Below are 23,243 nucleotides of genomic sequence, written 5' to 3'. Positions count from 1 at the left end.
AGCGTGGACAGGCTCGCCGTGCCCGTCCACATCCAGGCTTTACAGCCGCCGGCATCGCCGCGATGACCGAGTCCGGCTGGACCCTTTGAACGCCGATACCGGGAATTGGCATCGCGAGATCTCCGTAGCGGCTGACTCCGACGAGTTTCTCGAACTCGCCGGACTCATCAGCGATGCGCTGGCACGGATGCCGCAGGTTCAGCTACCGACCGACCTGGAGGAATCTGCGTTCAACAACGGGCTCAACGGCTTCGACCCTGAGATAGCGGCCTTCGGCATTCGGTAACGGGCTGGGCAACCGGCTCAAGACGAACGCACTATTTTGCCGCGTGGCGTGCTGACCGAACCGGCCAGCACGGGGCGCGAAGGTCAACTGCCCGTGCTGATCTGAAGCCGACGGCAACGGAGACTCACAGGTTATGAGAACCTCGACGTTGTCAGACTTCGAGTCCGAGCACCGATGCGAGCTGCTCGGCGTCGGCTCGGGCCGTCGCGCCGCCGCCTTCGACTAGAAGGGCAAAGGCGTTCGCATAGTTTCCTGACTCAAGGTTGTCTCGTCGCAGACCGCAGCCACGAAGATGCCAATCTACCTGCGCAAACCCCGCAGCCCCTGGCAGCGATGCACAAACGAGAACACCAACCGCCTACTGCGCCAATACCTGCCGAAGAACGCCGATCTGCGACGGTTCAGTCAAGCCGACCTCGACGCGATCACCGCCGAGCTCAACCGCCGACCCCGCAAGATCCACGGCTACCGCAGTCCCGCAGAGGTCTACGCTGAACACCTCAACAGCGGTGATACGCTGACCATTTGAGCGCAGCGTCCCTTTCCGCGCACCCAGATCTGTGTAACTGCGGTCATGCGCACACGGCTAGCACCGTGCTCCTCGACGGGCAGATCAGCCGCACTCAACATCACCTGCACGAACGTCCTGACCTCGCCCTCCAACAAACTTGCAGACCAATCGGTCTCACACGAGTCTGGCAGGTAGGGGAACAAGTATGACACGCGGAGGTTTAGGTACATATCGACTCGATCCGCAACTGCCACAACAATTTTGCCTGCCACTGGGGTGACCGGGTTAGAATCGGCACCTTGCCGGGTTGGCAGCGAAAACCGGCGAGCGGATGGGACGATGAGGCCGTCGCCGACGCGCCCAAGTAGGCTTCTTCTGAAGAGTGAGCGGGAACAATGGCGTCAGTAGAGCACCAGGTACAAGTCGCCGACAGAGTGATCTGTCAGAATCTTGACACCTTTACCGACGACCGAGGATTCCTATCGCAGAACGTGCTAGCGCAGCTGCGAAACCTCGTCGAAGGGCTCATCGTCTGGGCACACCTCAACAATTCCTCGACTGAATTTCACTACAACCTGGTCGGACCGGCGTTGGCCACCACCAGGGCGACCGAGGAGTTCAGGCTTTTGAGCAGGTTTCACGATCTACTCCAGGCGAGCGTTTCGCACTACACGCTGGATCGTGACCCATCCGAGCGTCTGATGCTCAAGTACTACGAGTACTTGCTCCGGACCCGCGCCCTGGCGAAAGAGCAATTCGGCATCGCGCTTCTCAGCAACCTAGAGAAGTTCCCGGTCGACCTCGACCCGTCACTTCGGGAGTACTACGAGAAGATCGCGGCGCGCATCGACGTACGGCGGACGATTCTCTCATCGGACCCTCACCGCGAGCGGTACTACATCCACAGCTCGCGGCCGTTCTTCATTGGCGGACGTATCTACTACGAGGTGACGTTCTACCTCGCCCACAATCGGACAAGCAAGTTCGACCGCATCATCGGATTCACCGACATCGATATCACCGACAAATATGCTGCCAGCCTGGAACTAGAGCCCGACACGATCACCGTGCTCGGTCAGACGATGCCCATCGCGATCATCCGCTCGTGGGAGGTGTCGATCCGCCCGTGCGAGTTCAATAACTTCGCGCGCTTCTTCGGCCAGACGATACAAGTTCAGTCGAACCACACCGAGTACCGCAAGCTAATGCAATACCTCACGACAACCCGCTCGAATCTCCTCGATCTCGTGGACATGACCGACGCGCGCTATGCCCAGATTCGCACCAGAGCGCTCGATAACTCCCGACGAGATTCAGTCATCTTTCCCGTGCTCGACCGAGCACGGGCATTGATCCGCGCCAATCAGTCAGGATCTCGTCTGCTGCGATATCTGATGCTTCGGATGAACAACCAAGTTATCAAGGCCCAGTTCGATCCGGATCCATGCAGACCGTTGTCGGACCTTCGAGTATCACACGGGTGCAGGCCATTCGACACGATGCCGTTCTGCACATCACCGCGCGGGCACAACCCGCGCTTCGCGGACCTCGCGGAGAGCTTCAACGCGACGAGTAGACCACACGAATTGCTGGCGCGACGTGTCAGGAACAACGTCGAGCAGCACGGTGCCATCTACACACCGACCTCGGAACTCGAAGACTTGGGTGACGTCGACGCACTGATCGCCCAATACAACAGCGAGCTCCCGCCTACCGCACGACACGCGCCTCGCAAGCTGACGCACGCAAACAGGCACGTGTTCATCGTCGGATACGAGGACGACACCGTCACGATCATCGAGAAGCTACAGAAGATCGCGGCTGAGGGCGTTGACGAACACCGCGACGACGTGCAGCAGTGGATCGACGCGAACCCTCGTGCCATCGATGACGAGTTGAAGGCTGACGCGTTGAAAGCGCTCTTCGAACACTCGAAGGTCGCGGTCGTCTATGGTGCGGCCGGCACGGGGAAGTCGACGATGGTGAATACCATCGCCAGTTACTTCGCAGATAAGCGAAAGCTCTTCCTCGCGCACACGCACCCGGCGGTCGACAATTTGAAGCGGCGGGTACAAGCACCGAACACAGAGTTCAGCACGATCAGCAAGCACGTGCGCAGCAGCTCGTCGTTGGGCGCGACGTACGACGTACTAGTGATCGACGAATGCAGCATCGTGAGCAACGCGAGCTTGCTCAGCGTGCTCGAGAAGACCTCGTTCGACCTTCTCGTGCTCGTCGGCGACGTCTACCAGATCGAGTCGATCGAGTTCGGTAACTGGTTCGGCATCATCCGTTCCTACATCCCGAAAGAGTCAGTATTCGAGCTGACCAAGCCCTTCAGGACCACCGACGAAGCGTTGCTCACCCTATGGAACAGGGTGCGAAACTTGGACGACCGCATCGAGGAATCACTCTCCAAGAACGGCTACTCGGCGGTGCTGGGAGCCTCGCTATTCCAACATCACGGTGCCGACGAGATCGTGCTCTGCCTGAACTATGACGGCCTCTACGGCATCAACAACGTGAATCGCTTCCTGCAGGCGAGCAATCCAAACCCGGCCGTTACCTGGAACGATTCTACCTACAAGGTCGGCGACCCTGTCCTCTTCAACGAGACTGATCGGTTTCGACCAGTGATTTTCAACAACATGAAGGGCGAGATCGTACAGATCGATCGGTTGCCTGGCCGCATCACATTCGACGTGAAGCTCGAACGGGACGTCGCAGCGGTCGATGTGTCCAGCACAGATCTGCGCTGGGTAGAGGGCTCGATCGTCCAGTTCGACGTCTTCGAGCGTGGGAACACCGATAACGACGACGACACCGTTAACACGATGGTGCCCTTCCAGATCGCGTATGCCGTCTCGATCCACAAGGCACAAGGCCTCGAGTACGACTCGGTCAAGGTCGTCATCACCGACGCCAACGAGGAGAGCATCTCCCACAACATCTTCTACACCGCGATCACACGAGCTCGTAAGCGCCTCGAGGTGTTCTGGACACCGGAAACACAGCAACGAATCCTGAGTGGTCTCACGGTGCGCGAGAATACGAAAGACGAGAACTTGTTGAAGGTGCGCCGTAGCGTATTGCCTATTGCGGCGCGACCCAAGCGCCAGAAGGCTCGTCAGCGACCGTAGGCTTCGTGACCGAATCCCGGTGGGTTGGCCCCTGACCTCAGTCAGGAGTCCTGGCCCGTCCTTGATGAATGAGACCGCCCGGTATTAGAGTCCTGTTGGCCCGATGAGGGCTGGAAGGGACGATGAACAACATGGCTGGTCGCAAGCGGCATTCCGCGGAGGACATCGTGCGCAAGCTGCGTCGCGCCGATGAGTTGGCCGCCGAAGGCAAGACCGGCGAACAGATCGCCGCTGAGCTGGGGTGTCGGCAGCGACGATGTACAACTGGCGCCGCCAGTTCGGTGGCATGGACACCGACGCTGCCAAGGAGCTCAAGGAACTGCGTGAGCAGAACGCTCGGTTGAAGCGGTTACTGGCCGATGCGGAGTTGGAGAAGGACGCGCTGCGGGAGATCGCGAAGGGAAAATTCTGAGCCCTGCCACCAAACGCCGCGCCGTGGACATGCTGCAGGATGTGTTGAGCATGTCGGAACGGTTCGCGTGCAAGGTGGTTGGGCTCGCCCGAGCGACCTATCGTCGCACTCCGCTGGCGCAGACATCCGCCGATCCGGACGCCGGGTTGCGGGCTTGGCTGCGCACCTATGCCGCGAAACACCCCGGCCACGGGTTCCGGCGTGCCTGGGCGGCGCTGCGCCACGACGAAGGTGCCGAGGTGAACAAGAAGAAGATCCACCGGCTCTGGCGCGAGGAGGGCTTGCAGGTGCGCGCGCATTCCCCACGCAAGCGAGCCGGGTGTTCGTCGGTGCCGCGGATCGACGCCGATGCGCCGAAGGTGGTGTGGGCGTTGGATTTCCAGTTCGAATCGACCGTCGACGGGCGGGCGGTGAAGATCGCGTCGATGATCGACGAGCACACCCGCGAATCGCTGCTGCACCTGGTGGAACGCTCGATCACCGCCGAGAAGCTGGTGGCCGAGTTGGAGAAGGTGTTCACCGCCCGGGGTGGCCCGCCGATGGTGCTGCGCATGGACAACGGGCCGGAGATGATTTCCCAAGCGCTGCAACAGTTCTGCGCCGACCGGGTGGGCTTGTCCTACATCCCACCCGGGACACCATGGAACAACGGCTACATCGAATCGTTCAACCGGCGGCTACGCGCTGAATGCCTCAACCGCAACCACTGGAGCACCCTCCTGGAAGCACGCGTGGTCATCGGACTTCAAGACCGAGCACAACCTGCGGCATCGTCACTCGGCGCTGGGCTACCTGACCCCGGCCGAGTACGCTGCCCGCTGCAGCCACACCCACCACCCCGTGGCCTGCATCATCAACTGAACCTGGATCGAAAACAACCCGGCTCTATCTCCGGGCGGACTCGATATCGGGGACTCGCCAGGACGACCAAAGACCGCGTCGAGGTGTTTCACCCGCCGATCCCTGTCGGGGTCGCACAGGTTCAGGTACGCACCGAACAGCTCCGGGTTCTTTGGCAGGGTTGATCACCCGCGCGGCCTGAAGCTGCTTCGCCAGCGCTGGCACACCCGAGCACATGCACTCGGCCGCCATTACGGTCATCCGATAGCGCCGAGCTGTTAGCACGCAGCAACCGAAGAGCGCCAGCCGCCTCGCTATTTCCGAACACGTCGAGGGCGATGTCGGCCACGATGGGCATCACCCACCGACCTGGTCAGCGGTGCTGCCCTGCGTAGTTCTCGGAAGGTGTCGCGCTGACGCGAGCCGATGGCGGTGCCGTTACTCGTTTGCTACACGGAGGGTCGGCGGCACCACCTGTTCGGGGAAGTTCGTGTTGACGTAGTCGATGGCGTGCTCACGCGAGGCGTCGTAGTTGAGCGCGTCCTTGAAGAAGCGGAGTTGCTCTTCGCGCTCGTCGATGAGATCGGCCCACGTCTTTACCCAAATGCGCACGGGTGGGTCCACCGATGGACCATGACATCACTGTGGTCTGGCGAGGGGTCTCCGGAGAGGAATTGCGGGTTGCTCATGTCCGTGGCGTGCATGCGACCTTGGATGTCGCAGTCCTAGAGGTGGACCCGACACCAGAACCTATGGTCACCAGCGGGCGACGCCGCAAGACCGTGCGGCGAACTTGACCCGCCCCAGAATTCCATCCCGCGACCGAAAACAATCACTGGACGGCGGAGTGAGATCCCGGACAGGTTCTCACTGTCGACTGCGGCCGCATCGCCCATCGCGACGGATCGGAACCACGACAGGGCGGTCCGCACGCCGCATCCATCAAACACACAACCAAAAACGGGGGGTTTACGGGGGGCCAGGACCAGCAATGATCGAAACCTGTGGATGACCGGGAGGGAGTACCTTCCCGGATGATCTGAAAGACAACGGGTTTCGATCGTCTGGCGCGCCAACGCCGGGCGGGAAGGTACGTCCCATGCTCAAGGTAATCGACGGCGGCGCCGAGTCCAACCAGGACGGCGCGGCAGGTCCGGTGTCGGGTTCGCCGATCGACGAGATCGTGCGCGAGGGCGCGCGGCAGATGCTGGCCGCGGCGTTGCGAGCCGAAGTCGCCGCCTATGTCGACAGGTTCGCCGACCAGCTCGACGAGAACGGCCGCCGATTGGTGGTGCGCAACGGCTACCACGCCGAACGGCAGGTCATGACGGCCGCCGGCGCGGTCACCGTGGCGGCGCCGCGTGTCAACGACAAGCGCGTGGATCCGGACACCGGTGAGCGGCAACGGTTTTCCTCGGCGATCCTGCCCGCTTGGTGCCGCCGCTCCCCGCAGGTGAGCGAGGTGCTGCCGCTGCTGTACCTGCACGGACTGTCCACCGGCGACTTCGGTCCGGCGCTCGAGCAGTTCCTCGGCTCCGGGGCGGGACTGTCGGCGGCGTCGATCACGCGGCTGACCGCGTCGTGGCAGGACGAGGCGCGAGCGTTCGCCTCCCGAGATCTCTCGGGCACCGACTATGTCTATCTCTGGGTCGATGGCATCCACACAAAAGTGCGCCTCGAACAGGAGAAATTGTGTCTGCTGGTGATGCTGGGGGTCCGCGCCGACGGCCGTAAGGAGCTGGTCGCGATCAGCGACGGCTACCGGGAATCGACCGAATCATGGGCCGATCTGCTGCGCGATTGCCGCCGCCGCGGCATGACCGCCCCGGTCCTGGCCATCGGGGACGGCGCACTCGGGTTCTGGAAAGCGCTGCGCGATGTGTTCCCCGAAACTCGGGAACAGCGCTGCTGGTTCCACAAGTCAGCGAATGTTCTTGCCGCACTGCCGAAATCAGCGCATCCGGGCGCGATCGTGGCGATGAAGGAGATCTACAACGCCGAAGACATCGACCACGCCCAGATCGCGATCAAGGCGTTCGGAATCGATTACGGCGCCAAATATCCCAAAGCCGTGGCGAAAATCGTCGACGACGCCGACGTGTTGCTGGAATTCTACAAATACCCAGCCGAGCACTGGATCCACCTGCGCACCACCAACCCGATCGAGTCGACCTTCGCCTCGGTCCGGCTGCGGACGAAAGTCACCAAGGGGCCGGGTTCCCGCGCAGCCGGAATCGCCGTGGCCTACAAGCTGATCGAGGCAGCCCAGACCCGCTGGCGCAAGGTCAACGCCCCCGAACTCGTCGCGCTCGTCCGCAACGGCGCCCTGTTCCACAAAGGCAGGCTCCTCGAACGGCCTCGCGACATCACCCCGCCGCCGTCAACCGGCGTGGCCGAGACCACCCGAACGGAGGTCGCCTGAAACAAACCTATCCACAGGTTTTGACAATTCCTCGGCCAGGACCGGAAAACAGGTCAGGCCCAGTCATTGACCGGGCCTGACCTGCTATTTCTGTGGAGCTAAGGGGACTCGAACCCCTGACCCCCACTCAGCAGTTCGGCTATATTTGTCAAGCTGTGCTGGGTGTTTGGTGCGCAGAGGTGAGGATTCGGAAGAGTTGCCTGGAGATGTAGCGTTTCAGGCTGCGCATGATCTCTTTGGTCGTGCGGCCCTCGGCTCGTCGGCGGGCGACGTAGGCGCGGGTGGCGGGATCGATGCGCATCCGCACGATAACGACGGTGGTCAAAGCTCGGTTCAGGCGGCGGTCGCCGCCGCGGTTGAGCCTGTGGCGCACCGTGTTTCCCGATGATGCCGGGATCGGGCAGGTTCCGGCGAGCGCTGCGAAGGCAGCCTCGGACCGTACTCGTCCGGGATGTGACCAGGCGATCAGGACGGAGGCGGCGACGACGGCCCCGACGCCGGTGTCGCGGTCAGGTCCGGTGCGGTGGTTTCGACAAGCGTGTCGAGGGCTTTGCGGTTGTCGCGCAGCTCGATGTCCAGCGCCCTGATCCGGGTGGCCAGCCGCACCGCCTCGGCCCGGCAGGTTCGCGTGGCGGCATCGTCGGCGGGGCGCGTCCGCCAAGCCGCCATGACTTCGATCTGCTTGCCTGTCAACGGTTTCCGCGCGTCGATGCCGAGCTCCACGGTGCGAACCAGTGCGGTCAACGCATTGACGGTGCGGGTGCGTTCGCTGGTCATCTGTTCGCGGGCGATCACGAGAACGCGCATCGCGACTCGGGGCCCGTCAGCACGCGGTTGGCGCAGTCGATCGATATCGACCGACAGCACCGATCTGGCGATGCGCACAGCATCGAGCTCGTCGGTTTTGCCTGTCCCGCGCCGATCGGCGGCCGCCATCGCTGAGGGCTCCACCACCGGCAGCCCCGCCGCGAGCAGGCGCTCGGCCAGGCCGGCGCCGTATGAGCCGATGCCCTCGATGACCACAAGGGTGGCGTGTTCACCGGCCCGACGTGTGATCCATGTCCGGGCCCGATCCAGCCCGGCCGCGCTGGCGGGGAAGCTCGCCGCATCGACTGCGGCGCCGGTCGCGGCGGCGACGACCGACAGAGCATGGTTTGCGGCATGCGTGTCGACGCCAATGACGAGTTCGTACTGTTCTGAGACGATGGGCACTGCGGCGGTTGTCCTTTCGATGGGCGACGTCGTTGGTCGGCGTCGGCCCGGAAGGAGAACTTCGAGGCAGGCCTGTAATGGGCCACGACCCTGCGGCAACGGGGTCGGGCAGGCCTCTGATCAAGCCACCGAAGCAAGACCGGGCCGGCGTCGCCGCCACAACCAGTGGACAGATCCCGAGAAGTGCACTCCAAGAGGCAAAGCGATTCACGAGTCACACCGGATGCAGCGACGGCACCGATCCTGTCAGCCAGCCCCGGGCCAGCCACCTCCAACACTTACAGGCGATTCAATCTCATGATCACCGCTGGGCCAGCCTATAGTTGGTAGTCAGCTTCGATCCTCAACTGACCGCGCGAAAACCGCAGGTCGTCCCCGTTCCCATCTTCGATGTGCCCCGCCCAGGGCGCGAACCTGCGACGGGAGCCCGTGCAGGTCAGGATTGGGACCGAATTGGGACCACACGGAATGCGTGGTAGTGAACGACTAGCGCATAAGGCGTGAGAATAGCTGCGGCACATCGTTTTGCACGTGCGCAAATGCCAAATTCCCGCAGCTGGGGGTCAAGTGGTCGCAGGTTCAAATCCTGTCAGCCCGACACAGAAAACCCCTTCCGACCAGGTCGGAAGGGGTTTTTGCTTTATCGGACCGCCCGGAGACTTGGGGCCAATTTGGGGCCGATTGCCCCGCGTAGGTGCTGGGAGAGCTTCTCGCCGTCCTCGCGCAGCCCGTCCACGTCCGGGTGGAGATAGCGCTGCGTGATACGTGGGTCTACGTGCCCGGCGATGCGCTGCAACCGGTGTAGCGGCACCCCGGAGTCTGCGAACCAGGTCAACCCGGTGTGCCGCAGATCGTGCCGCCGCAGGTGCTCGTAACCCAGCTCGGTCACGACTTCGTCCCAGTGCGTCGCGTCCCGCAGCACGCCGGTAGCGATCCGTCCACCACGCGGCCCGACAAACAACCGCGCGGTCAGCCACGCCGACCGCCGTGCTTCGTCGGTGGCGTCTCGCAGGCGAGGGTCCGACTCGACCCGTGCGCGGGCGGCGTTCATCCGTTGCAGGATGAGCGACCGTATTTCCTCGATCAGCGGTATGGTCCGCGCCCGCTTTCCTTTGGTGCCCTTGTCCTTGAGTCCGCCGGGGCCGGGCGTGGTCTGACGTCGCAACGTCCACATCCACTTGTCGGTGTCGATATCGCCTACGCGGCAACCGGATACCTCACCGATGCGGGTCGCGGTGCACGCGGCGAACACCACTACGTCACCCCAGCCCTGGTATTCGCCCGTCGACGCGGCGACCAGGGCAGCGGAAAGGCGTTGCAGGGTATCCCAGTCCGGCAAAGCAAGAGCCCGCGGATCGTCGATCTCGTCCTCGTGCTTGTCGAACTGGCGCTGCCAATTGGCGACTTTCACGACGTTGCGCGGGATGACCTCATCGCGCACCGCCTGATCGAACACCCGCGCCAGGGCCGCGAGAGTGTTCTTGATCGTGGAAACGCCGTTTCCGTCCTCGATCCACCTCGTGACGGCGCGATCGGCCAAACCGTTGGTGATCATCGTGACCGGCAGGTGCCCCAGTGTCGGCACGATGCGGCGTCGCCAGCCTGCCCGGTACGGATCGAGTGTTTTGGGCTCGACCCCACGCATGGCGGTGGCCCAGTGCGCTTCGCCGTATTCCTTCAGCGTCGCCGTCGCGGTCTTCGGATCGACGCCGCGGGCGGCCGCGCGCTCGATGCGCTCGATCCACTCACGGGCTTCTTCCTCGGTGTCGAACGACTCCGACTTCGAATCCCGCCGCTTGGTCGTGGGATCGGTCCACCGGATTCGCGCCCGGTGACGACCGGTTTTGCCGCGTTGCTCGACGTAGCCGCGAACCTCCACGCCGAGCGGCACCGGGTTGATAGGCGAGTTCATCATGCCGCCGTCGGGTCGATTCGGCGGCGCTGGAGGTAGGCGATCACGTCAGCGCCGCTGTAGCGGGTCACGCGGTCGGACAGCTGCACGAACGGCGGCCCCTGCGGCGGGCTCGCCGTCCGCCAGCGGCGCAGACTCGACGCGTCTACGCGGAGCAGTGCGGCAACTTCGTCGGTGGTGTACCACCCCGCTTCGCGCAGGTCACGAACCTGCTCGTCGCTCATCACAGCGCCTCTCTTCCGCTTGCGCCCTCATCCACGTAGCGCCATTCGATGCGCGTGACGATGGTGTCGGGCTGGCATCCGCGATGGCTCGCGCAGAAGAACGCGATGAACTCTGCGGCGTCCATCTCGGGAAACCCTTCGGCGGCGAGGTCGTCATGGGTGATCGCGGACAGCGGTTCGCGGCGGGTGGAGACGACTTCGACTGTGGCGATTCGGACGATAGGCTCTCCGGGCCGACGGCCCATGACCTTGCGGCACAAGGCGAGATGATCTCCCGGCTGGAGCATGGTCCAACCGGTACGTCGGGTGACGGTCTTGGTCCTGGCCCGGACCTGGTCTTCGGTCAAGGAGACCGACATCAAGCGAGGCATCGCGGGCTGCTCCTTTCGTTGTGGTTATGCGGCGGTGTCGACGTGGTGGCCGAGGGCTTCTGCGACGGCGGTGATGAGATCGCGGGCGGCGGGTGGGGTGACGGCGTTTCCGGCTAGGCGGACTTGTTCGCGGCGGTTGCCGAGCATGAGGTAGTCGCGGTCGAAGGCCATGGCCTGTTTGATCTCGTAGGGTTCGAGCATGCGGAACTCGCAGTCCTCGACCTTGGCGGCGGGGACTGTCAGGCCGTGGTGGTTGCCTGCGGCGGCGATGGTGTCGAGTGGTTCGGTGGTGGATTTCGCGGTGTTGTGATTTCGCAGTGGGACGACCATGGCCCAGCGGTCACGGGTGGTCATGGTGCCGTGCGGCTCGGCTGCGGTGCGGGGTGTGCCGTTGCCGTAGTAGGGCACGAGTACCGCGGTCTCGGAGCGCGTGGTCATCGTCCGCATTGGCACGGTGACCGGCTGGGCGGCCTTGCCGTCGCGGCCTTCGACCGGCACCAAGAGGGCATCGGTCTCCCGCGTGGTGCGAGTGGGCATGGGCTCGTCGACCGAAACTCCTGGGGTGCGCCACGTTCCGCCCGCCGGGACAAGGCACGCGCCGCCAGCGAACTTCGCCAGCCCGGCCTCGATTCGCGCGATCGTCTTGGCCGCCAACGGTTTCGATCGGTCGCCGATCCGCTGCCCGCGCAGGTTCCAGTCGATGATCGCCGACGCCGGTACCCAGTCGGGTTCGACGACGGTGTTGCGGCAGCGGATCGACGGGCACCGCCACATGTATTGGGCGCGGTAGCGGCCCCACGGCCGGGTGGGGTTCTTCCACGCCTGCACCGCCGACACCGTGCGGTCACAGGTGGCGCACCAGGCGGTGGGTCGGGTCCACCGGTCCAGGTCGGGGGCTGGGGCGCCGTGCCGCACGAACACCGCATACAGGCGGTCGCGGGACTGTGCAGCCGGGTCGCCGGCTGCGTGGGCGTGCATCGAGTTCAGGTAGACGATGCGATGGTCGTAGCCAAGCGCGGTCATCGCGGTCAGCCAGGCGGGGAACAGTATCCACCGGGCGGCGTCGACGACGTTCTCCACGATCACGGCCCGATACCGGTGGTGCTCGGTGAAACGGACCACGTCCCACATGGTCGCCCGCGAGCGTTCGGCGGCCTCGTTGGGCAGAACATCGCCGAACAGGTCCGGGGTGGCGTCGATGTTGCGGCGCCGACCGCGGGCCACCGAGTGGTTGGTGCACTCCGGGGATGCCCACAGCAGGTCGGTGTGCGGGTAGCGGCGGGGGTCGACCTGGGACAGGTCGGCGCAGTCGTGGTCGGTGGTCGGGTGGTTGCTGTTGTGGGTTTCCACGGCCAGCGGCCAGTGGTTGGCCGCGAGGCGGACCGCAACGCCGGGGACCTGCACGGCGCCGGAGCTGGATCCGCCGGCCCCGCAGAACAGGTCGGTCATGGTGAGCATGGTTATTCCTTCGCTATCTCGTTAAGGGTCAGTGGCTGCCGGTGATGAGGCGCAGTCCGGTGTCGGCGTTCGGGTCGGTGTCGCTGGCGCGGTGGCGGGCGATGATCTTGGCGACAGTGGCGTGGTGCAGGCCGACAGCGGCGCCGATTTCGCGGGTCGAGTGCCCGGCATCGGCGAGGGCGAGGATGTGGGTGTCGCGGTCGACCGGTGTCGTGGTGTCGCCCGCTGTCGCCGGGTCGACAGCGGCTGTCGCCTGGGTGTCGCCTGGTGTCGCTTGGCTGTCGCTTCCCGTCGCCTGGGTGTCGCCTGGCGTTGCCGAGCTATCGGCGTTCGTCTCCGGAAGGGTGCCGACGTGGTCAGTCTGGGTGGTCGGTGCGGGTTCGGTGTGGCGGGGTACTTCGAGCAGGGCGGTGAGGCCGTGGGTGGCGGCGAGTCCGGCGACCGGGGCGGCGCCAGCGACGCAGGCGGCGATGGTGGCGGGCAGGATGCGTTCGCCGGATTCGGCTGCGTGCAGGCCGTTTCCGATGATGGAGACCAGTTCGGCGAACAGCAGTTGTGTCCAGAAGAATCCGGTGGTCGTGGTGGGGACGGTGACGCCGGTCTTGCGGCGGCGTTGTAGCGAGACCAGGGCGACGGTGGATTGGATGATCGCGCCGTCGACGAACACGGGGCCGATCCAGGCGAGTTTCGGGGTGATTCCGGCCATGTCCGATAGATCGGAGAGTGCTGCGAACGACCAGGCGAACGCTCCGGCGCCGATGACGATCGTCATCAGCAGTGCGGTGATTTCGGCAGGGTCGAACCGGCGAAGCGACACCGCCGTCGCCCCGCGCTCGCCCGGTGTCGCCGGTCGAGCGGTATGTGTCGCACGGTTGTCGCCTGCTGTCGTCGTGGGCGACGCGGGTGTCGCGGGCATCGGGTGGTCCTCTCGAATCGGGCCGGTCGAAACGGTGTCCATGGGGCCGGGGACCGTCCGTTGGTGGCGGTGTCCCCGGCCGTGTCGGGTGGGTGGTGGTGCTACTGGCCGCGGTTGGTGTGCTGTGCGGGGGTGTAGCTGGCGGTGAACATCCGAGCCTTCGGGTAGTCCGGGTCGGGTCCGGTGAAGGTGACCGACAGGGTCGCGCCGGTCTCGAACTCGGCGTCCCCGGCGGCTTCGAGGGCTTGGCCGATGGCCTGTTCCATGCGCCAGGACACGAACAGCAGCCGCGGCCCGGCCGGGGTGTGGACGGTGATGACGAGTTGGGTGACGGGCTGGCCGTTCTCGTCGAGCTCGACCTCGTCGGGGGCGCCGCCGAATTTGAGCTTGGGCTCCTCGGCGATGGCGGTGATGTAGCCGGTGACGGTGGTGCCGGGCGGGGTGTTCTTGCCGAACGCGGCCGGGGGTCGGGCGGCGCGGCGGAATCGGTTGGTGAGCGTGCTGGTCATGGGTCTGTCTCCTTCGTGTTGTGGTTCAACGGGTTCGGGTGCGGTCGCGAAAGGGCCGAAACGCACCCTCCCGCTGCTGGTGGGGTGAGAGCTGGCGGTAGTGGCGGTCCAGGAACGGGACCGGTTCCAGGTCGGAAAGGTCGTATCCGGCGTCGAAGTGGTCGGCGAGGTCCTTGCCGCCGCGGGCTTGGACCACCCGGACCTCACCGACACGACCGGCCACCGAGTTCGCGACCTTGTCGGCGTGCCGGTAGCCGGGCTGGTCACGGTCGGCGACCACGATCACGCGGGCCGCGCCGCGCAACCATTTGGCGTGGTCGGGGGTCCATTTCCCGGCACCCATGGCGTTGCAGGTCGCGATCAGCCCGGCCCGGTTCGCCCGCTGCACGTCTTTTTCCCCCTCGACGACATAGACTTCGCGGCCGGTGTCGAGTGCTTCGCGGATGTCGGCGAGGCGCCACGGTAGTGGGGCGAATCCGCCCTTCTCCCACTCGGTTCCGGTCCAGCGGGCCTGCCAGAAGCTTTTGGTGTGCCCGTTCTCGTGCGGGGTGTGCACCCGGTGGACGGCGCCTTCGACGCGTTCGTTCGGCCACCGGTAGATGTAGGAATCGACGACTTCCGGGCGACCGGTCTGGGCGCCGAGATCCCGTTTTGCGGGGATCGGGAAGCGGGCACCGAGGATCGCCCGCTCGACCGGTGAGGCGACCTGGCCAGGTACCCGTCCGCCGGGGCGGGCGAACCCCTGATTGGTGCGTTCGGGCAGGCGGTCGAACATGTCCCGCACCCGCAGCCCGATCCGGGTCAGGACCTGCTCGTCATCGCAACGGGAGAAGCAGCGGACGATGGTCTTGGCCTGCTTCGGGTCGTAGCGCACGCCCAAACTCGGCGTGTGGTGTCGTCCGTCGCCTTCGTGGACCGGGCACAGGTATCGCTGCCAGGACTCCGGGGCGCCGTTGCCCTTGCCGGGACCGTAGCCGCCGCGTTCCAACGCGGTGATGATCGTCTCCCAGCTGCGACCGGAGGGGTGGTGCGAGTGCGGGTCCATGATCAGCGCTCTCGCGCGATCTGTGACCGGGCGAGCCGGTCGTGACCGGTCAGGGCGCGGGCCTGTTCCTGGCTGCGCCGTTCGATGTCGGTCAGCCCGTAGCCGGGGCCGTTGTGATCGGCGTCGGCCAGCATCCGCTGCATTGTCTTCGGCGCCTGCCGCCAGTCCTCGTGCGCGTCGGACAGATACGCCCAGTGCTCGGCGTGCGGACCGCTGTGCCACCGCTTCTCGATCTCGACGCGCTGAGTGTCGATGCGGTCGATGTCGGCATCGGTCACGCCGTCGGCGAACATCTGCCGGCCGAGCGCGTCGTGCTCGGTGTAATCGGCGCGCATGGCCTCTTCGTGTTCGCGCTGCATGTCAGCGGCTCCTCTCGATTCCGTTGCGGCCGTGTCCGTTGCGGGTCGCTGCGTTGACGGCGCGTTCGACGGCTTCCCGCGGCCACGGCTGGGTGTTGTCCCCCTCGGCCTGGGGTGGGAGCTGGCGATCGGCCTGCTTGTCGGGCGGCTGGTCGGCGCCACCGCGCAGTGCGGCCGCCTGCCGCTCCGGGGATCCGAGGCGCTCGGTCGGTGCGGTGCGTTCGGCCAGCTTGGCGACGGCCTGGTCGCGTTCGCGCTTGTACTTGTTGCGCTCGCCGATGGCCTTCGACAGCTCGTCGAGGGTCGGGGTCGTGGCCTGGTTGCGCTTGTGGTCGATCTCGGCGGCGAGCTTGAGGTTGCGGTTCTTCAACCGCCCCTCGCGGGCCTCGGCTTCGGTCAGCTTGCCGCGCAACCCATCCCGGTCGGCGGTGACCGCATCTAGACCGCGTTGCAACGTCGCGACCTTGCGCTCCAGCTCGGCCAGCCGGTCCGCACTCGGCGACAATGCCTCGCCGGCCTGCCTGGTGGTCTCCGGCTGGCGGTCGTGCTCGGCCCGGTCCGGCTGCCGTGCGTGGTCGGCGCCGTCGGCTTCGCGGGTGAACGACTGTCCGGCAGCTCGCAGGGCGTCCCGGCTCAGCAGTTCCTCTCGGTCCCTCAGCCGGTAGGCGACCGTCTCCGGCTGGCCCCCGGCCCAGAACGGGATCTGGGTGTGTACCGAGGTGGCGTGGGTGTCCTCGATCCGCGCGGCCAGCTTGGTGCCGTTCTCCCATCGGCTTCGGGACACGGTGTCGTTCGCCCAGCTGGTGGCAGCCAACTCGGAGGCGAACGTGCGCCGCTCGATGGTGATCGAGCCGTCCGGCGCGGTCCGGCCCAGCTCGGCGACGAACCGGGGGTCGACCCCGTCCTCGCGGTTGGCCGGTGCCGAGCGGCCCTCATCGATGCGGTTGCCGATCTCCAGCGGCCGCGAGGCCACATGAGCGTACGGGGCCCGCACGCTGTCGCGGTCGATGCCGAGTCCGCGGGCGGTGCGGGCGACCTGTGCCCGATACCTCAGCGCGTCAACACCTTTGATGCGGTCAGCGCGGTGGAACAGCCGTCCGGGCTCGAACTCGGGGTAGGTGGTGGCGGCGTCGATCCCGTCGAGAGCGATACCGCGCTCGACCTCGGTCAACCGGCCGTTGATGATGACACGACCACGCAGCTCGTCAGCGTGCTCGGTCAGCGCGCGGGCGTCGCGGGCGCGGCGGGTGTGGTCGACACTCGGGTCATTCGCCCGCTGGGCGACCGCCAGCGAGTGGACGCGGTAACGGTCGACCATCGACTGCGTCCAGGTCAACTGGTGGGCACGGTCGACATCCTGGCGATACAGCTCCCGCCGCCACGCCTGCTTGATCTGCTTGCGCACCCGGCGCCGCTCCAGCCAGTTCGCCGCTTGGGCGTGCTGGGACAACACGGCCTGCATCGCGTGCATGAACTTGCGTCCCTCAGCGGCGATTTCGTCCTCGACACTGCGATCGGACATGATCAGTTCTCCTCTCCGAGGGCGGCGCCCTCATCACTGGTGGTGGTGTTGCGGTAGATGTGGGACAGCCAGCCCGCAGCGCGGTCGAGCTCGCTCGCGCTCCAACGGCGGCTGTTTGCGGCTTGACGCAGTTCTGTTGCGGCGTAGTGCATTCCGGCCTGGATCTGATCGGGACTGCCGTCAGGGTCGTCGTGGCCGAAATGCTTGGTGTAGGTGGACTCGTCGCCGACGTTGACCGCGTAGCCGGCGAGGCGTTCCAGAACGTCGGTGGCGCGGCGGTCGGCGACGCTGAGCAGACCGACCACGCTGTAGGCGTCGGCGGGGTCGGCCAGCAGGTTCCGGGTGCCGCCGATGGTGGCGTGCCCGAGGTAGCGCCACAGTTCCGCGATCGCGGCGGCCGCGGCGATCACGGTGTCGGCGGTGTGTGGGCCGTCGAGGGAGAATGCTTGGTTGATCAGATCGATTCCGGTCTGGGTGGGCATGAGGGGCTGTTCCTTTCTCAGTGGGCGGTGCGGGTGGCTTCGGTGCGCTGGCGGGCGGTGTCGATCCGGTCGACGACCGCGCGGGCGGTGCGGATGGTGCCGCCGATGACGGCCGCGATCGTGCGGGCGAGCAGCGAGGTCGTGGCGGCGGCGACCTGGGCCAGCGGGGGTCGGTAGGCGGCGTTCCAAGCCAGGAACGCGACCCACCCGGCGGCGTAGGCCGTGATCGGCGCGGCCACGACACCCGGCTGCCCGTTCGCCAGCACGGCGACGGCCAGGACCACAAGGAGGGAGCCGGGCAGCGCGGTGCGCACCCAGCGCGGCACCCGCCGGCGGGGTGGGGCGGTGACGGTGGGGCGCAGGGCGGGCGGCAGGTGCTCGTCCTCGACCGGCGCCGCCGGGCTGGGGGGCTTGACCAGGCGCAACCGCGGTGCCGGACGCGGCGGCTGCGGCTCCGTCACGGCGGTCGGTTCGGTGTCGGTGTCGGGGTGGTATGGGTTGGCCGCGGCGTGTTCGGCGAGGAAGTCCTCGGCCTCGTCGATGAGCAGTTCGACGGCCTGCTCGACCTGATCCTTGTCGTTGGGGTCGTCGTCGGGGTCGTTGTCGAAGTTGCGGGCAATACGCATCGGGAGCGGCTCCGTTCGTGAGAGTGGTTCAGGCGGTGGCAGTTTCGCCGGTGGCAACCGGCGCGGCGTCCGTCGTGCGAGCCGATCGGGTGCCGGGCAGGGGGCGTAGCTGGGTGCGGTCGACGGGCACGACGCGCCCGTAGTAGGCGTGTCCGGCTTTGGCGTAGACGACTTCGCCGGTGGCGAGCTGGCGGACGCGGTCGGGGTCGACCAGCCATTCCTCGCCGTAGGAAATTTGGCCTTCGTCGCCGTGGCGCTGGCCCTTGATCAGGTGCCGCGACGGCAGCGCTCTGCGGATGGACCCGAAGTGCTTGCACAGGTCTCCGGCGTTCTCGCAGTAGCCGAGGATCACCCCGCCCGCGCACGCCTTCAGCAACCGGTTCAGCGACCACTGATCCCGCGCCAGCCCCTCCGGGGATTGGGCGGCGAAGGTGACCGAGACCCCTTGGGAGCGCCCACGTTCGGCCACCTGCTCCAACCCGAGCGAGCCTTGCGCGGTCGCGACGGCAGAGGCTTCGTCGATGTACAGCGACACCGACCGGCGAGCGGCGGCGGCAGTGCGACCAGCGCGTTGCATGACCATGCGGATGATCGCGGCGACCTGCGCGCGCCCGGCATCGGCGTCCATGCCGGGCACGGTCACGAACAGCACGTCCAGCTCGTCGAGGTCGCGGCCGCCATCGAACACCATCTGCCCGTCGTGGTCTTTGAGCTGGTCGAACAAATTCGACATCTTGATCAGCGCGTCGTCGAGCTGCGGCACCTTCTCCGCCTGCAACGCCGCTACCTGCCGCACCACGTCAGGCGCCCCGCCCCAGGCATCGATCAGGGTCTGCTCGGTCAGCCGGGCCAGGAACTCCGCCGAGCTTCGCGGCGGCCCGGCAGGGGCATCGACCACAAGGGAGACGATGCGTTTGCGCATCTCGTCGAAGTGCTGCCCCTCCGACGTGCTCGCTTCCCCAGCCACCATCAGGTCGGTCAGGACCGCGCGCAGATCGCGGGCGGGCATGTCCCACACGTCGAGCCGGTCCCCGCCCGGCACGACCATGCCGATCCGATCCCGGTCGATACCCAGCGCGAGCGCATCGTCGCGGATCGTCTCCCCCAGGGCCAGGTCGTCTTTACCGCCCTTGCAGGAGATCAGCACCAGCTGCGGGCGCGGGTACTTGGCGCGCATGCCAGGCACGTCGCGCCAGCGGTACCAGGCCCGCCACTCGCTGCTCAGCACCGCCAGCGCATCGCGCTCCAACATGGTGGTCTTGCCCGCGCCGGTGGTCGCGACAATCGCCCGATGCCGACGAACATCGGAATGCGGAACCGTCAGCCACTGCATGTGCCGGGCGGTCAATGACCGCCACATCCCCAGCGGCGCGGCGCAGACGTGCTCGGCGAGCACCCCGAGCACGATGGAATCGCCTTCGGTGTAAGGGGCGCCGGCCTTCGCGGTACGCGCCGCCGCACGGGTACGGCGCTCGGCCATGGCCGCTTTCACCCGCTCGGTGCGGGCGAGCGACTTCTGACCCACCGAAGCGTTCTTGATCAGGAAATTCGCCCACCAGCAGGTCGCCAGCAGCATGCCCGCGGGCAGGGTGACGGCCAGCATCGGCGCCAGCCCGGACCAATCACCCTCAGTGAGGGTTTCGGCCCCCGACCACAGCAGCGACAGCGGAGTGGTCCACGAACCGCCCGCAGCCATCGAGCACGCAGGAAGCGCCAAGGCGGCAAGGGCGAAGTTGCGCAGGCGGCCCGGATCCAGCGGCCACGCGGCGGCGACGGCGACGGTCATGATCAGGATCGCGATGGTCGCGACCGCGATCACCGCCGACGTCCCCGCGGCGTCAACCAGCCCGGAGGCGTCCGGCAGGCTCCATTCGGTGACCGGCGGCGGGGCAGGAAGCTCCGGCAATCCGGGCGGCGGCTGCGGCGAGATCGACGGCAGCGGTGCCGGTTCCGGTGTGGCGGTGGGCCCGCAGTCGGTCGGGGTGATGATAGGAGTGCAGGTCATGACGCTTCCCTGGTGACATGCAGCCCGTGACGGGCGCTGGCGGCGCGCGCCGCCTTGTTCTTGTTCAGTCCGGTCAGGAACTCCGTCCATTGGTCGTCGAAGTCCTGAACAACCAAATCCATGTCCAGCGCGACGAATTCGGCCGGAAGCCGATCGGCTGCGGCGTGGACGCCGTCGATCACCGCGGCCGACCGGCACAGGTAGAGCACGCCCAGGCACGGGTCCGGCTCGGCATCGCGCGCCGCGCGGATCGCACCGCGCAACGCGAGATCCATGGCCTCGCGGGTCTTGCGAGTGAGTTCGACCTCGACGGCCCACCACTGGCGGCCGTCTCGCGTGTGGCGCAGGAACCGGCCGTCGTGCACGTGCGGGCGATCCGAACTCGGCGCCCGCCCGGTGCTGACCACGCCGTCGCGGACTGCCTGCTCGGCGTCGTGGCGCAAGCGACGCTCGGAGATCCAGCGGGACGGGTCCGGGCCGACCAGCATGATCCGCGCCTGCGCGACCGCCCGATAGTGATTGGCGTACATCAGCGGCGGCGTCCAATCCTTCGGCCGCCACCCCAGATATCGCGCCGCCGTATCCCGCGTCGGCACAACCCATTTCGCACCCGGCTGCACCTGCTGCAACGGCCGCACCAACTTCGCCCGCTCCAGCTCGGCGACCAGCACGTAGGTGTGATTGCGGCCGGTGTCGAGAAAGCGGGCGAGCACATCGATCTGCATGGCGTGCATCTCCACCAGCGCCTCGACCACGGCGGTCTTGCGGCCGGTCAGCGACGCCCGTTTCGGCTCGCGCAGCATGTCCTGCACGGTCGTGCGGGCCAGGCCGATGATCCGGCCGATCTCCGCGTGGCTGTGCCCGCCGGCGCGCAGCGCGGCGGCCTCACCGAGCACGGCTTCGACCTTGCGCGCCGAGATCTCCAGCGTGCGAGCGATCTCCCGGTAGGACATCCCCGTACGGCGCAGCCCGTCCACCAGCTGCGGCCGGTGCTGCAACTCCAGCTCGGCGTAGCGGGCCTTCGTGTTGTGGTTCACCTGCTTCGCTCCCTTCCCTGGCCTCGACCCGGGCTCGGCTGGCCGCGCTCGACGCGGCGGACTGCCAGATCGCGGCGGGCCTGCTCGATCAGCTCGCGCATATCGGTCGCGTCGATCCCGCGGCGCTCGGTCGCATCCGCCGACCGCGTCCAGCGCGCGATCTGCAACGCCTCCAACTGGGCCGCCGAAGGCTCGCGCTTGGGCACCGCGGTCTCGGCGTCGTACAGGTACGCCTGCAACGGACCTCGACGCGCCGACCCGCGAACCTGGCCCTCGTACTCACCGCCCGGCCGCAGACCCGCATTCGCCAACTGACGACGGGTCCGCAAATGTTGCGGCGCCATCCGCCACGGCCACGTCGGCAAGCCGAACTTCTTGCCCTCCGGGTCCAGAAACCTGCTCATCGCGACCGCTCGATCCGCCGCCGTTCGTCCAGATCGGCACGAAACTGCGCGAGAGCGGCGCTGGCTTCCGCACACACCTGCTGCGCGGCCTTGATGGCGTCGAGTTTCGCCAGCTCGGTGGACGCACCCGCGAAGTCCTTGCGTTCCATCGAGATCCACGCCGAGTCGTTGATGTCCGACAGCAGGTCCTCGACGGTGGCCAGGCGTTTGTACTCCGCCCAGCTCCTCCGCTCGGCGCTCATGTCACCCATCAGCGCACCCCCTGCTGCAGGTGCTCGCGCGGAATGCACGAACCCGGACGTTCAGCGGGCACACCGGAATCCGCAGACCGGCACACGTTCGGCGACGGCGTGTAGTCCTGGTAGTCGACCCACGCGATCGAGCACCCCACCATCGAGACCGCCAACAGCAGCCCCAGCACCGCGGCCTGCGCGGTCAGCGGCAACGCCTTCAACGGCGCGTACGCTGACCACGGCGACGTGAACTCCGGCCCCGCAAGCGAATCCAGCGTGTGATGGCCGACGTTGCGATCCGCCCGGGCCACCGCGTACCCCGACGGAAGACGTTCCGGCAACTGCTCTCGCCGCATCACCGTGACCGCCTCCGATCCGGGCGAACCCGCTCGACCTGCACCGACTCCGGGCGCGGGTACTCGCGCACCTTCACCGCCGTCTCCAGCGCCGAGCGCAGGAAAGTCAAAGGAGCGTTCATGTAGGTCTCGTGGACGTACCCGAGGCGGTTCGCTGTCGAGTTGACGTTGACGCTGCCGAACTCCTCCGGCGTCGAGTAGTCGTACTTCCCGGGCTTGTCGTAGCGGCCCTGGTCGGCGTGCGACTGCAACGCCTGGTAGCGGGCCTGCAACGCGATCGTCCTCTGCCGCAACAACTCCTGGGCACGGATGATGTCGTCCAACTCGTCGGCCAACTCGACCGGGTCGTAGAACGGTTCGGGCGCGTTCATCGCCGCACCCCCCACCGCCGCGAGGACCGCCACAGCGCCACCGCGCCGAACAGCATCACCGTGAACCCGATCAGCTCCGGCGCGGTCAGCACGAGGTAGCCGACGGCCACCGCTGCCACGGCCAGGAAGAACGTCCGGGGCCGCATCACTGGTCACCGCCCTTGCGCCCGTTCCGACCGCGCAGACGACGCGCGTTGTGTGCTCGACGCGCGTGCTCCGCGCGGTATGCGCGCTCCTCCGGGCTCAGCAGCCCGTCGGGGTCCACCAAGCGGTCGAACTTGCTCTGCATCGCGTCGCGGGTTTTGACCGCACGGTCCGACGTCCGCGCCCGCAACGTCCTTTTGACCGGGGTGCTCACGCCGCACCGCCTTCAAGAACGCTCGCCGGCCGGATCAGCGACAGCAGCTCGTCGCGTTCGACGCGCAGCAGCCTGCCGTTCACGCGGTACGCCGCGATATCGCCTGCGGCGATCCAGTTCCGGATCGTCTTCGCGTCCACGTCGACCAACGCCGCCGCGGTCTTCAGACTGATGAGGTTTCGCGCCTCCGCTGTGGCCTTGTCCATGGGCTCTCGCCTCCCTCCAAATGTGG

Annotated in this window: 24 protein-coding genes and 3 pseudogenes; 5 read left to right on the top strand and 22 right to left on the bottom strand. The window is 66.5% G+C overall.

Features of this window, described 5'->3' with window-relative positions; genetic code table 11:
• The first annotated feature begins 85 nt into the window (after window positions 1-85).
• The 4 genes and pseudogenes from AC3EO7_RS07510 to AC3EO7_RS07495 all read left to right on the top strand — a co-directional run bounded on the left by AC3EO7_RS07510 (window position 86) and on the right by AC3EO7_RS07495 (window position 5,210).
• Window positions 86-286, top strand: coding sequence for a hypothetical protein (locus AC3EO7_RS07510; protein ID WP_435590798.1), 201 nt, complete (start codon window positions 86-88; stop codon window positions 284-286).
• A 286-nt stretch (window positions 287-572) separates the two neighbouring features.
• Window positions 573-815: pseudogene (locus tag AC3EO7_RS07505) on the top strand (transposase); the annotation flags it as partial.
• Window positions 816-1,192: 377 nt separating this feature from the next.
• Window positions 1,193-3,937 (top strand): AAA family ATPase, encoded by a 2,745-nt coding sequence (locus tag AC3EO7_RS07500; protein WP_435590797.1) that lies wholly within the window; start codon window positions 1,193-1,195, stop codon window positions 3,935-3,937.
• Between the two features lie 131 nt (window positions 3,938-4,068).
• A pseudogene (locus tag AC3EO7_RS07495) lies at window positions 4,069-5,210 on the top strand (IS3 family transposase).
• A gap of 417 nt (window positions 5,211-5,627) precedes the next feature.
• Here the strand turns inward: AC3EO7_RS07495 and AC3EO7_RS07490 are convergent.
• A complete protein-coding gene (locus tag AC3EO7_RS07490) occupies window positions 5,628-5,801 on the bottom strand; it encodes a hypothetical protein (protein ID WP_435590796.1) in 174 nt (57 codons plus the stop codon).
• Between the two features lie 487 nt (window positions 5,802-6,288).
• Here AC3EO7_RS07490 and AC3EO7_RS07485 point away from each other — a divergent pair, with 487 nt between their 5' ends.
• Window positions 6,289-7,611, top strand: a complete 1,323-nt coding sequence (locus tag AC3EO7_RS07485; protein WP_435590795.1) for an IS256 family transposase — start codon at window positions 6,289-6,291, stop codon at window positions 7,609-7,611.
• A 148-nt stretch (window positions 7,612-7,759) separates the two neighbouring features.
• Here AC3EO7_RS07485 and AC3EO7_RS07480 read toward each other — a convergent pair.
• From AC3EO7_RS07480 to AC3EO7_RS07380, 21 genes and pseudogenes are all read right to left on the bottom strand, one after another.
• Window positions 7,760-8,823: pseudogene (locus AC3EO7_RS07480) on the bottom strand (IS110 family RNA-guided transposase).
• A gap of 640 nt (window positions 8,824-9,463) precedes the next feature.
• Window positions 9,464-10,735 (bottom strand): tyrosine-type recombinase/integrase, encoded by a 1,272-nt coding sequence (locus AC3EO7_RS07475; protein ID WP_435590794.1) that lies wholly within the window; start codon window positions 10,733-10,735, stop codon window positions 9,464-9,466.
• Window positions 10,735-10,959, bottom strand: a complete 225-nt coding sequence (locus tag AC3EO7_RS07470) for a helix-turn-helix transcriptional regulator (RefSeq protein WP_435590793.1) — start codon at window positions 10,957-10,959, stop codon at window positions 10,735-10,737. The genes AC3EO7_RS07475 and AC3EO7_RS07470 overlap by 1 nt, the downstream gene beginning before the upstream one ends.
• Window positions 10,959-11,306: a hypothetical protein gene (locus tag AC3EO7_RS07465; protein WP_435590792.1), complete on the bottom strand. Its 348-nt coding sequence runs from the start codon at window positions 11,304-11,306 to the stop codon at window positions 10,959-10,961. Before AC3EO7_RS07465 ends, AC3EO7_RS07470 begins: the two co-directional genes overlap by 1 nt.
• 48 nt (window positions 11,307-11,354) lie before the next feature.
• Window positions 11,355-12,788: a DNA cytosine methyltransferase gene (locus AC3EO7_RS07460; protein ID WP_435590791.1), complete on the bottom strand. Its 1,434-nt coding sequence runs from the start codon at window positions 12,786-12,788 to the stop codon at window positions 11,355-11,357.
• A 28-nt stretch (window positions 12,789-12,816) separates the two neighbouring features.
• Window positions 12,817-13,704 carry a DUF2637 domain-containing protein gene (locus AC3EO7_RS07455; RefSeq protein WP_435590790.1) on the bottom strand — a complete coding sequence of 296 codons (888 nt, stop codon included), beginning with the start codon at window positions 13,702-13,704 and terminating at the stop codon, window positions 12,817-12,819.
• Window positions 13,705-13,805: 101 nt separating this feature from the next.
• Window positions 13,806-14,213, bottom strand: coding sequence for a hypothetical protein (locus AC3EO7_RS07450; protein ID WP_435590789.1), 408 nt, complete (start codon window positions 14,211-14,213; stop codon window positions 13,806-13,808).
• A gap of 25 nt (window positions 14,214-14,238) precedes the next feature.
• Complete coding sequence (locus tag AC3EO7_RS07445) at window positions 14,239-15,258, bottom strand: toprim domain-containing protein (protein ID WP_435590788.1); 1,020 nt, start codon at window positions 15,256-15,258, stop codon at window positions 14,239-14,241.
• 2 nt (window positions 15,259-15,260) lie between these two features.
• Window positions 15,261-15,617 carry a hypothetical protein gene (locus AC3EO7_RS07440; protein WP_435590787.1) on the bottom strand — a complete coding sequence of 119 codons (357 nt, stop codon included), beginning with the start codon at window positions 15,615-15,617 and terminating at the stop codon, window positions 15,261-15,263.
• A 1-nt stretch (window position 15,618) separates the two neighbouring features.
• The gene (locus AC3EO7_RS07435) at window positions 15,619-17,139 is read right to left on the bottom strand and encodes a hypothetical protein (protein ID WP_435590786.1); all 1,521 of its coding nucleotides are present in this window, start codon (window positions 17,137-17,139) and stop codon (window positions 15,619-15,621) included.
• 2 nt (window positions 17,140-17,141) lie between these two features.
• Complete coding sequence (locus AC3EO7_RS07430) at window positions 17,142-17,621, bottom strand: hypothetical protein (RefSeq protein ID WP_435590785.1); 480 nt, start codon at window positions 17,619-17,621, stop codon at window positions 17,142-17,144.
• 17 nt (window positions 17,622-17,638) lie between these two features.
• Window positions 17,639-18,247 carry a hypothetical protein gene (locus tag AC3EO7_RS07425; protein WP_435590784.1) on the bottom strand — a complete coding sequence of 203 codons (609 nt, stop codon included), beginning with the start codon at window positions 18,245-18,247 and terminating at the stop codon, window positions 17,639-17,641.
• A gap of 28 nt (window positions 18,248-18,275) precedes the next feature.
• On the bottom strand, window positions 18,276-20,252 hold the full coding sequence (locus AC3EO7_RS07420; RefSeq protein WP_435590783.1) for a type IV secretory system conjugative DNA transfer family protein: 1,977 nt from the start codon (window positions 20,250-20,252) through the stop codon (window positions 18,276-18,278).
• Window positions 20,249-21,289, bottom strand: coding sequence for a hypothetical protein (locus AC3EO7_RS07415; protein WP_435590782.1), 1,041 nt, complete (start codon window positions 21,287-21,289; stop codon window positions 20,249-20,251). The genes AC3EO7_RS07420 and AC3EO7_RS07415 overlap by 4 nt, the downstream gene beginning before the upstream one ends.
• Window positions 21,286-21,693 (bottom strand): RRQRL motif-containing zinc-binding protein, encoded by a 408-nt coding sequence (locus AC3EO7_RS07410; protein WP_435590781.1) that lies wholly within the window; start codon window positions 21,691-21,693, stop codon window positions 21,286-21,288. The genes AC3EO7_RS07415 and AC3EO7_RS07410 overlap by 4 nt, the downstream gene beginning before the upstream one ends.
• On the bottom strand, window positions 21,690-21,944 hold the full coding sequence (locus AC3EO7_RS07405) for a hypothetical protein (RefSeq protein ID WP_435590780.1): 255 nt from the start codon (window positions 21,942-21,944) through the stop codon (window positions 21,690-21,692). Before AC3EO7_RS07405 ends, AC3EO7_RS07410 begins: the two co-directional genes overlap by 4 nt.
• Window positions 21,944-22,282 (bottom strand): hypothetical protein, encoded by a 339-nt coding sequence (locus AC3EO7_RS07400; RefSeq protein WP_435590779.1) that lies wholly within the window; start codon window positions 22,280-22,282, stop codon window positions 21,944-21,946. The genes AC3EO7_RS07405 and AC3EO7_RS07400 overlap by 1 nt, the downstream gene beginning before the upstream one ends.
• Window positions 22,282-22,653 (bottom strand): hypothetical protein, encoded by a 372-nt coding sequence (locus AC3EO7_RS07395; RefSeq protein ID WP_435590778.1) that lies wholly within the window; start codon window positions 22,651-22,653, stop codon window positions 22,282-22,284. Before AC3EO7_RS07395 ends, AC3EO7_RS07400 begins: the two co-directional genes overlap by 1 nt.
• Entirely contained in the window at window positions 22,650-22,799 is a 150-nt protein-coding gene (locus tag AC3EO7_RS07390; protein WP_435590777.1) for a hypothetical protein, read from the bottom strand. Before AC3EO7_RS07390 ends, AC3EO7_RS07395 begins: the two co-directional genes overlap by 4 nt.
• On the bottom strand, window positions 22,799-23,011 hold the full coding sequence (locus tag AC3EO7_RS07385) for a hypothetical protein (protein ID WP_435590776.1): 213 nt from the start codon (window positions 23,009-23,011) through the stop codon (window positions 22,799-22,801). The genes AC3EO7_RS07390 and AC3EO7_RS07385 overlap by 1 nt, the downstream gene beginning before the upstream one ends.
• A complete protein-coding gene (locus tag AC3EO7_RS07380; protein WP_435590775.1) occupies window positions 23,008-23,217 on the bottom strand; it encodes a helix-turn-helix domain-containing protein in 210 nt (69 codons plus the stop codon). The genes AC3EO7_RS07385 and AC3EO7_RS07380 overlap by 4 nt, the downstream gene beginning before the upstream one ends.
• Window positions 23,218-23,243 lie beyond the last annotated feature (26 nt).

The organism is Nocardia sp. bgisy118, from assembly GCF_057708605.1.
The sequence above is the reverse complement of the archived record's forward strand: the minus strand, read 5'-3'. Positions and strand labels throughout refer to the sequence as shown.

Coding starts and splice junctions, on each gene's coding strand:
- AC3EO7_RS07405 (WP_435590780.1), bottom strand. CDS start 21,944: ATGGGTGACATGAGCGCCGAGCGGAGGAGCTGGGCGGAGTACAAACGC.
- AC3EO7_RS07410 (WP_435590781.1), bottom strand. CDS start 21,693: ATGAGCAGGTTTCTGGACCCGGAGGGCAAGAAGTTCGGCTTGCCGACG.
- AC3EO7_RS07420 (WP_435590783.1), bottom strand. CDS start 20,252: ATGACCTGCACTCCTATCATCACCCCGACCGACTGCGGGCCCACCGCC.
- AC3EO7_RS07435 (WP_435590786.1), bottom strand. CDS start 17,139: ATGTCCGATCGCAGTGTCGAGGACGAAATCGCCGCTGAGGGACGCAAG.
- AC3EO7_RS07470 (WP_435590793.1), bottom strand. CDS start 10,959: ATGAGCGACGAGCAGGTTCGTGACCTGCGCGAAGCGGGGTGGTACACC.
- AC3EO7_RS07500 (WP_435590797.1), top strand. CDS start 1,193: ATGGCGTCAGTAGAGCACCAGGTACAAGTCGCCGACAGAGTGATCTGT.
- AC3EO7_RS07395 (WP_435590778.1), bottom strand. CDS start 22,653: ATGAACGCGCCCGAACCGTTCTACGACCCGGTCGAGTTGGCCGACGAG.
- AC3EO7_RS07485 (WP_435590795.1), top strand. CDS start 6,289: ATGCTCAAGGTAATCGACGGCGGCGCCGAGTCCAACCAGGACGGCGCG.
- AC3EO7_RS07380 (WP_435590775.1), bottom strand. CDS start 23,217: ATGGACAAGGCCACAGCGGAGGCGCGAAACCTCATCAGTCTGAAGACC.
- AC3EO7_RS07475 (WP_435590794.1), bottom strand. CDS start 10,735: ATGAACTCGCCTATCAACCCGGTGCCGCTCGGCGTGGAGGTTCGCGGC.
- AC3EO7_RS07450 (WP_435590789.1), bottom strand. CDS start 14,213: ATGACCAGCACGCTCACCAACCGATTCCGCCGCGCCGCCCGACCCCCG.
- AC3EO7_RS07460 (WP_435590791.1), bottom strand. CDS start 12,788: ATGCTCACCATGACCGACCTGTTCTGCGGGGCCGGCGGATCCAGCTCC.
- AC3EO7_RS07455 (WP_435590790.1), bottom strand. CDS start 13,704: ATGCCCGCGACACCCGCGTCGCCCACGACGACAGCAGGCGACAACCGT.
- AC3EO7_RS07445 (WP_435590788.1), bottom strand. CDS start 15,258: ATGGACCCGCACTCGCACCACCCCTCCGGTCGCAGCTGGGAGACGATC.
- AC3EO7_RS07430 (WP_435590785.1), bottom strand. CDS start 17,621: ATGCCCACCCAGACCGGAATCGATCTGATCAACCAAGCATTCTCCCTC.
- AC3EO7_RS07400 (WP_435590779.1), bottom strand. CDS start 22,282: ATGCGGCGAGAGCAGTTGCCGGAACGTCTTCCGTCGGGGTACGCGGTG.
- AC3EO7_RS07390 (WP_435590777.1), bottom strand. CDS start 22,799: ATGCGGCCCCGGACGTTCTTCCTGGCCGTGGCAGCGGTGGCCGTCGGC.
- AC3EO7_RS07440 (WP_435590787.1), bottom strand. CDS start 15,617: ATGCAGCGCGAACACGAAGAGGCCATGCGCGCCGATTACACCGAGCAC.
- AC3EO7_RS07425 (WP_435590784.1), bottom strand. CDS start 18,247: ATGCGTATTGCCCGCAACTTCGACAACGACCCCGACGACGACCCCAAC.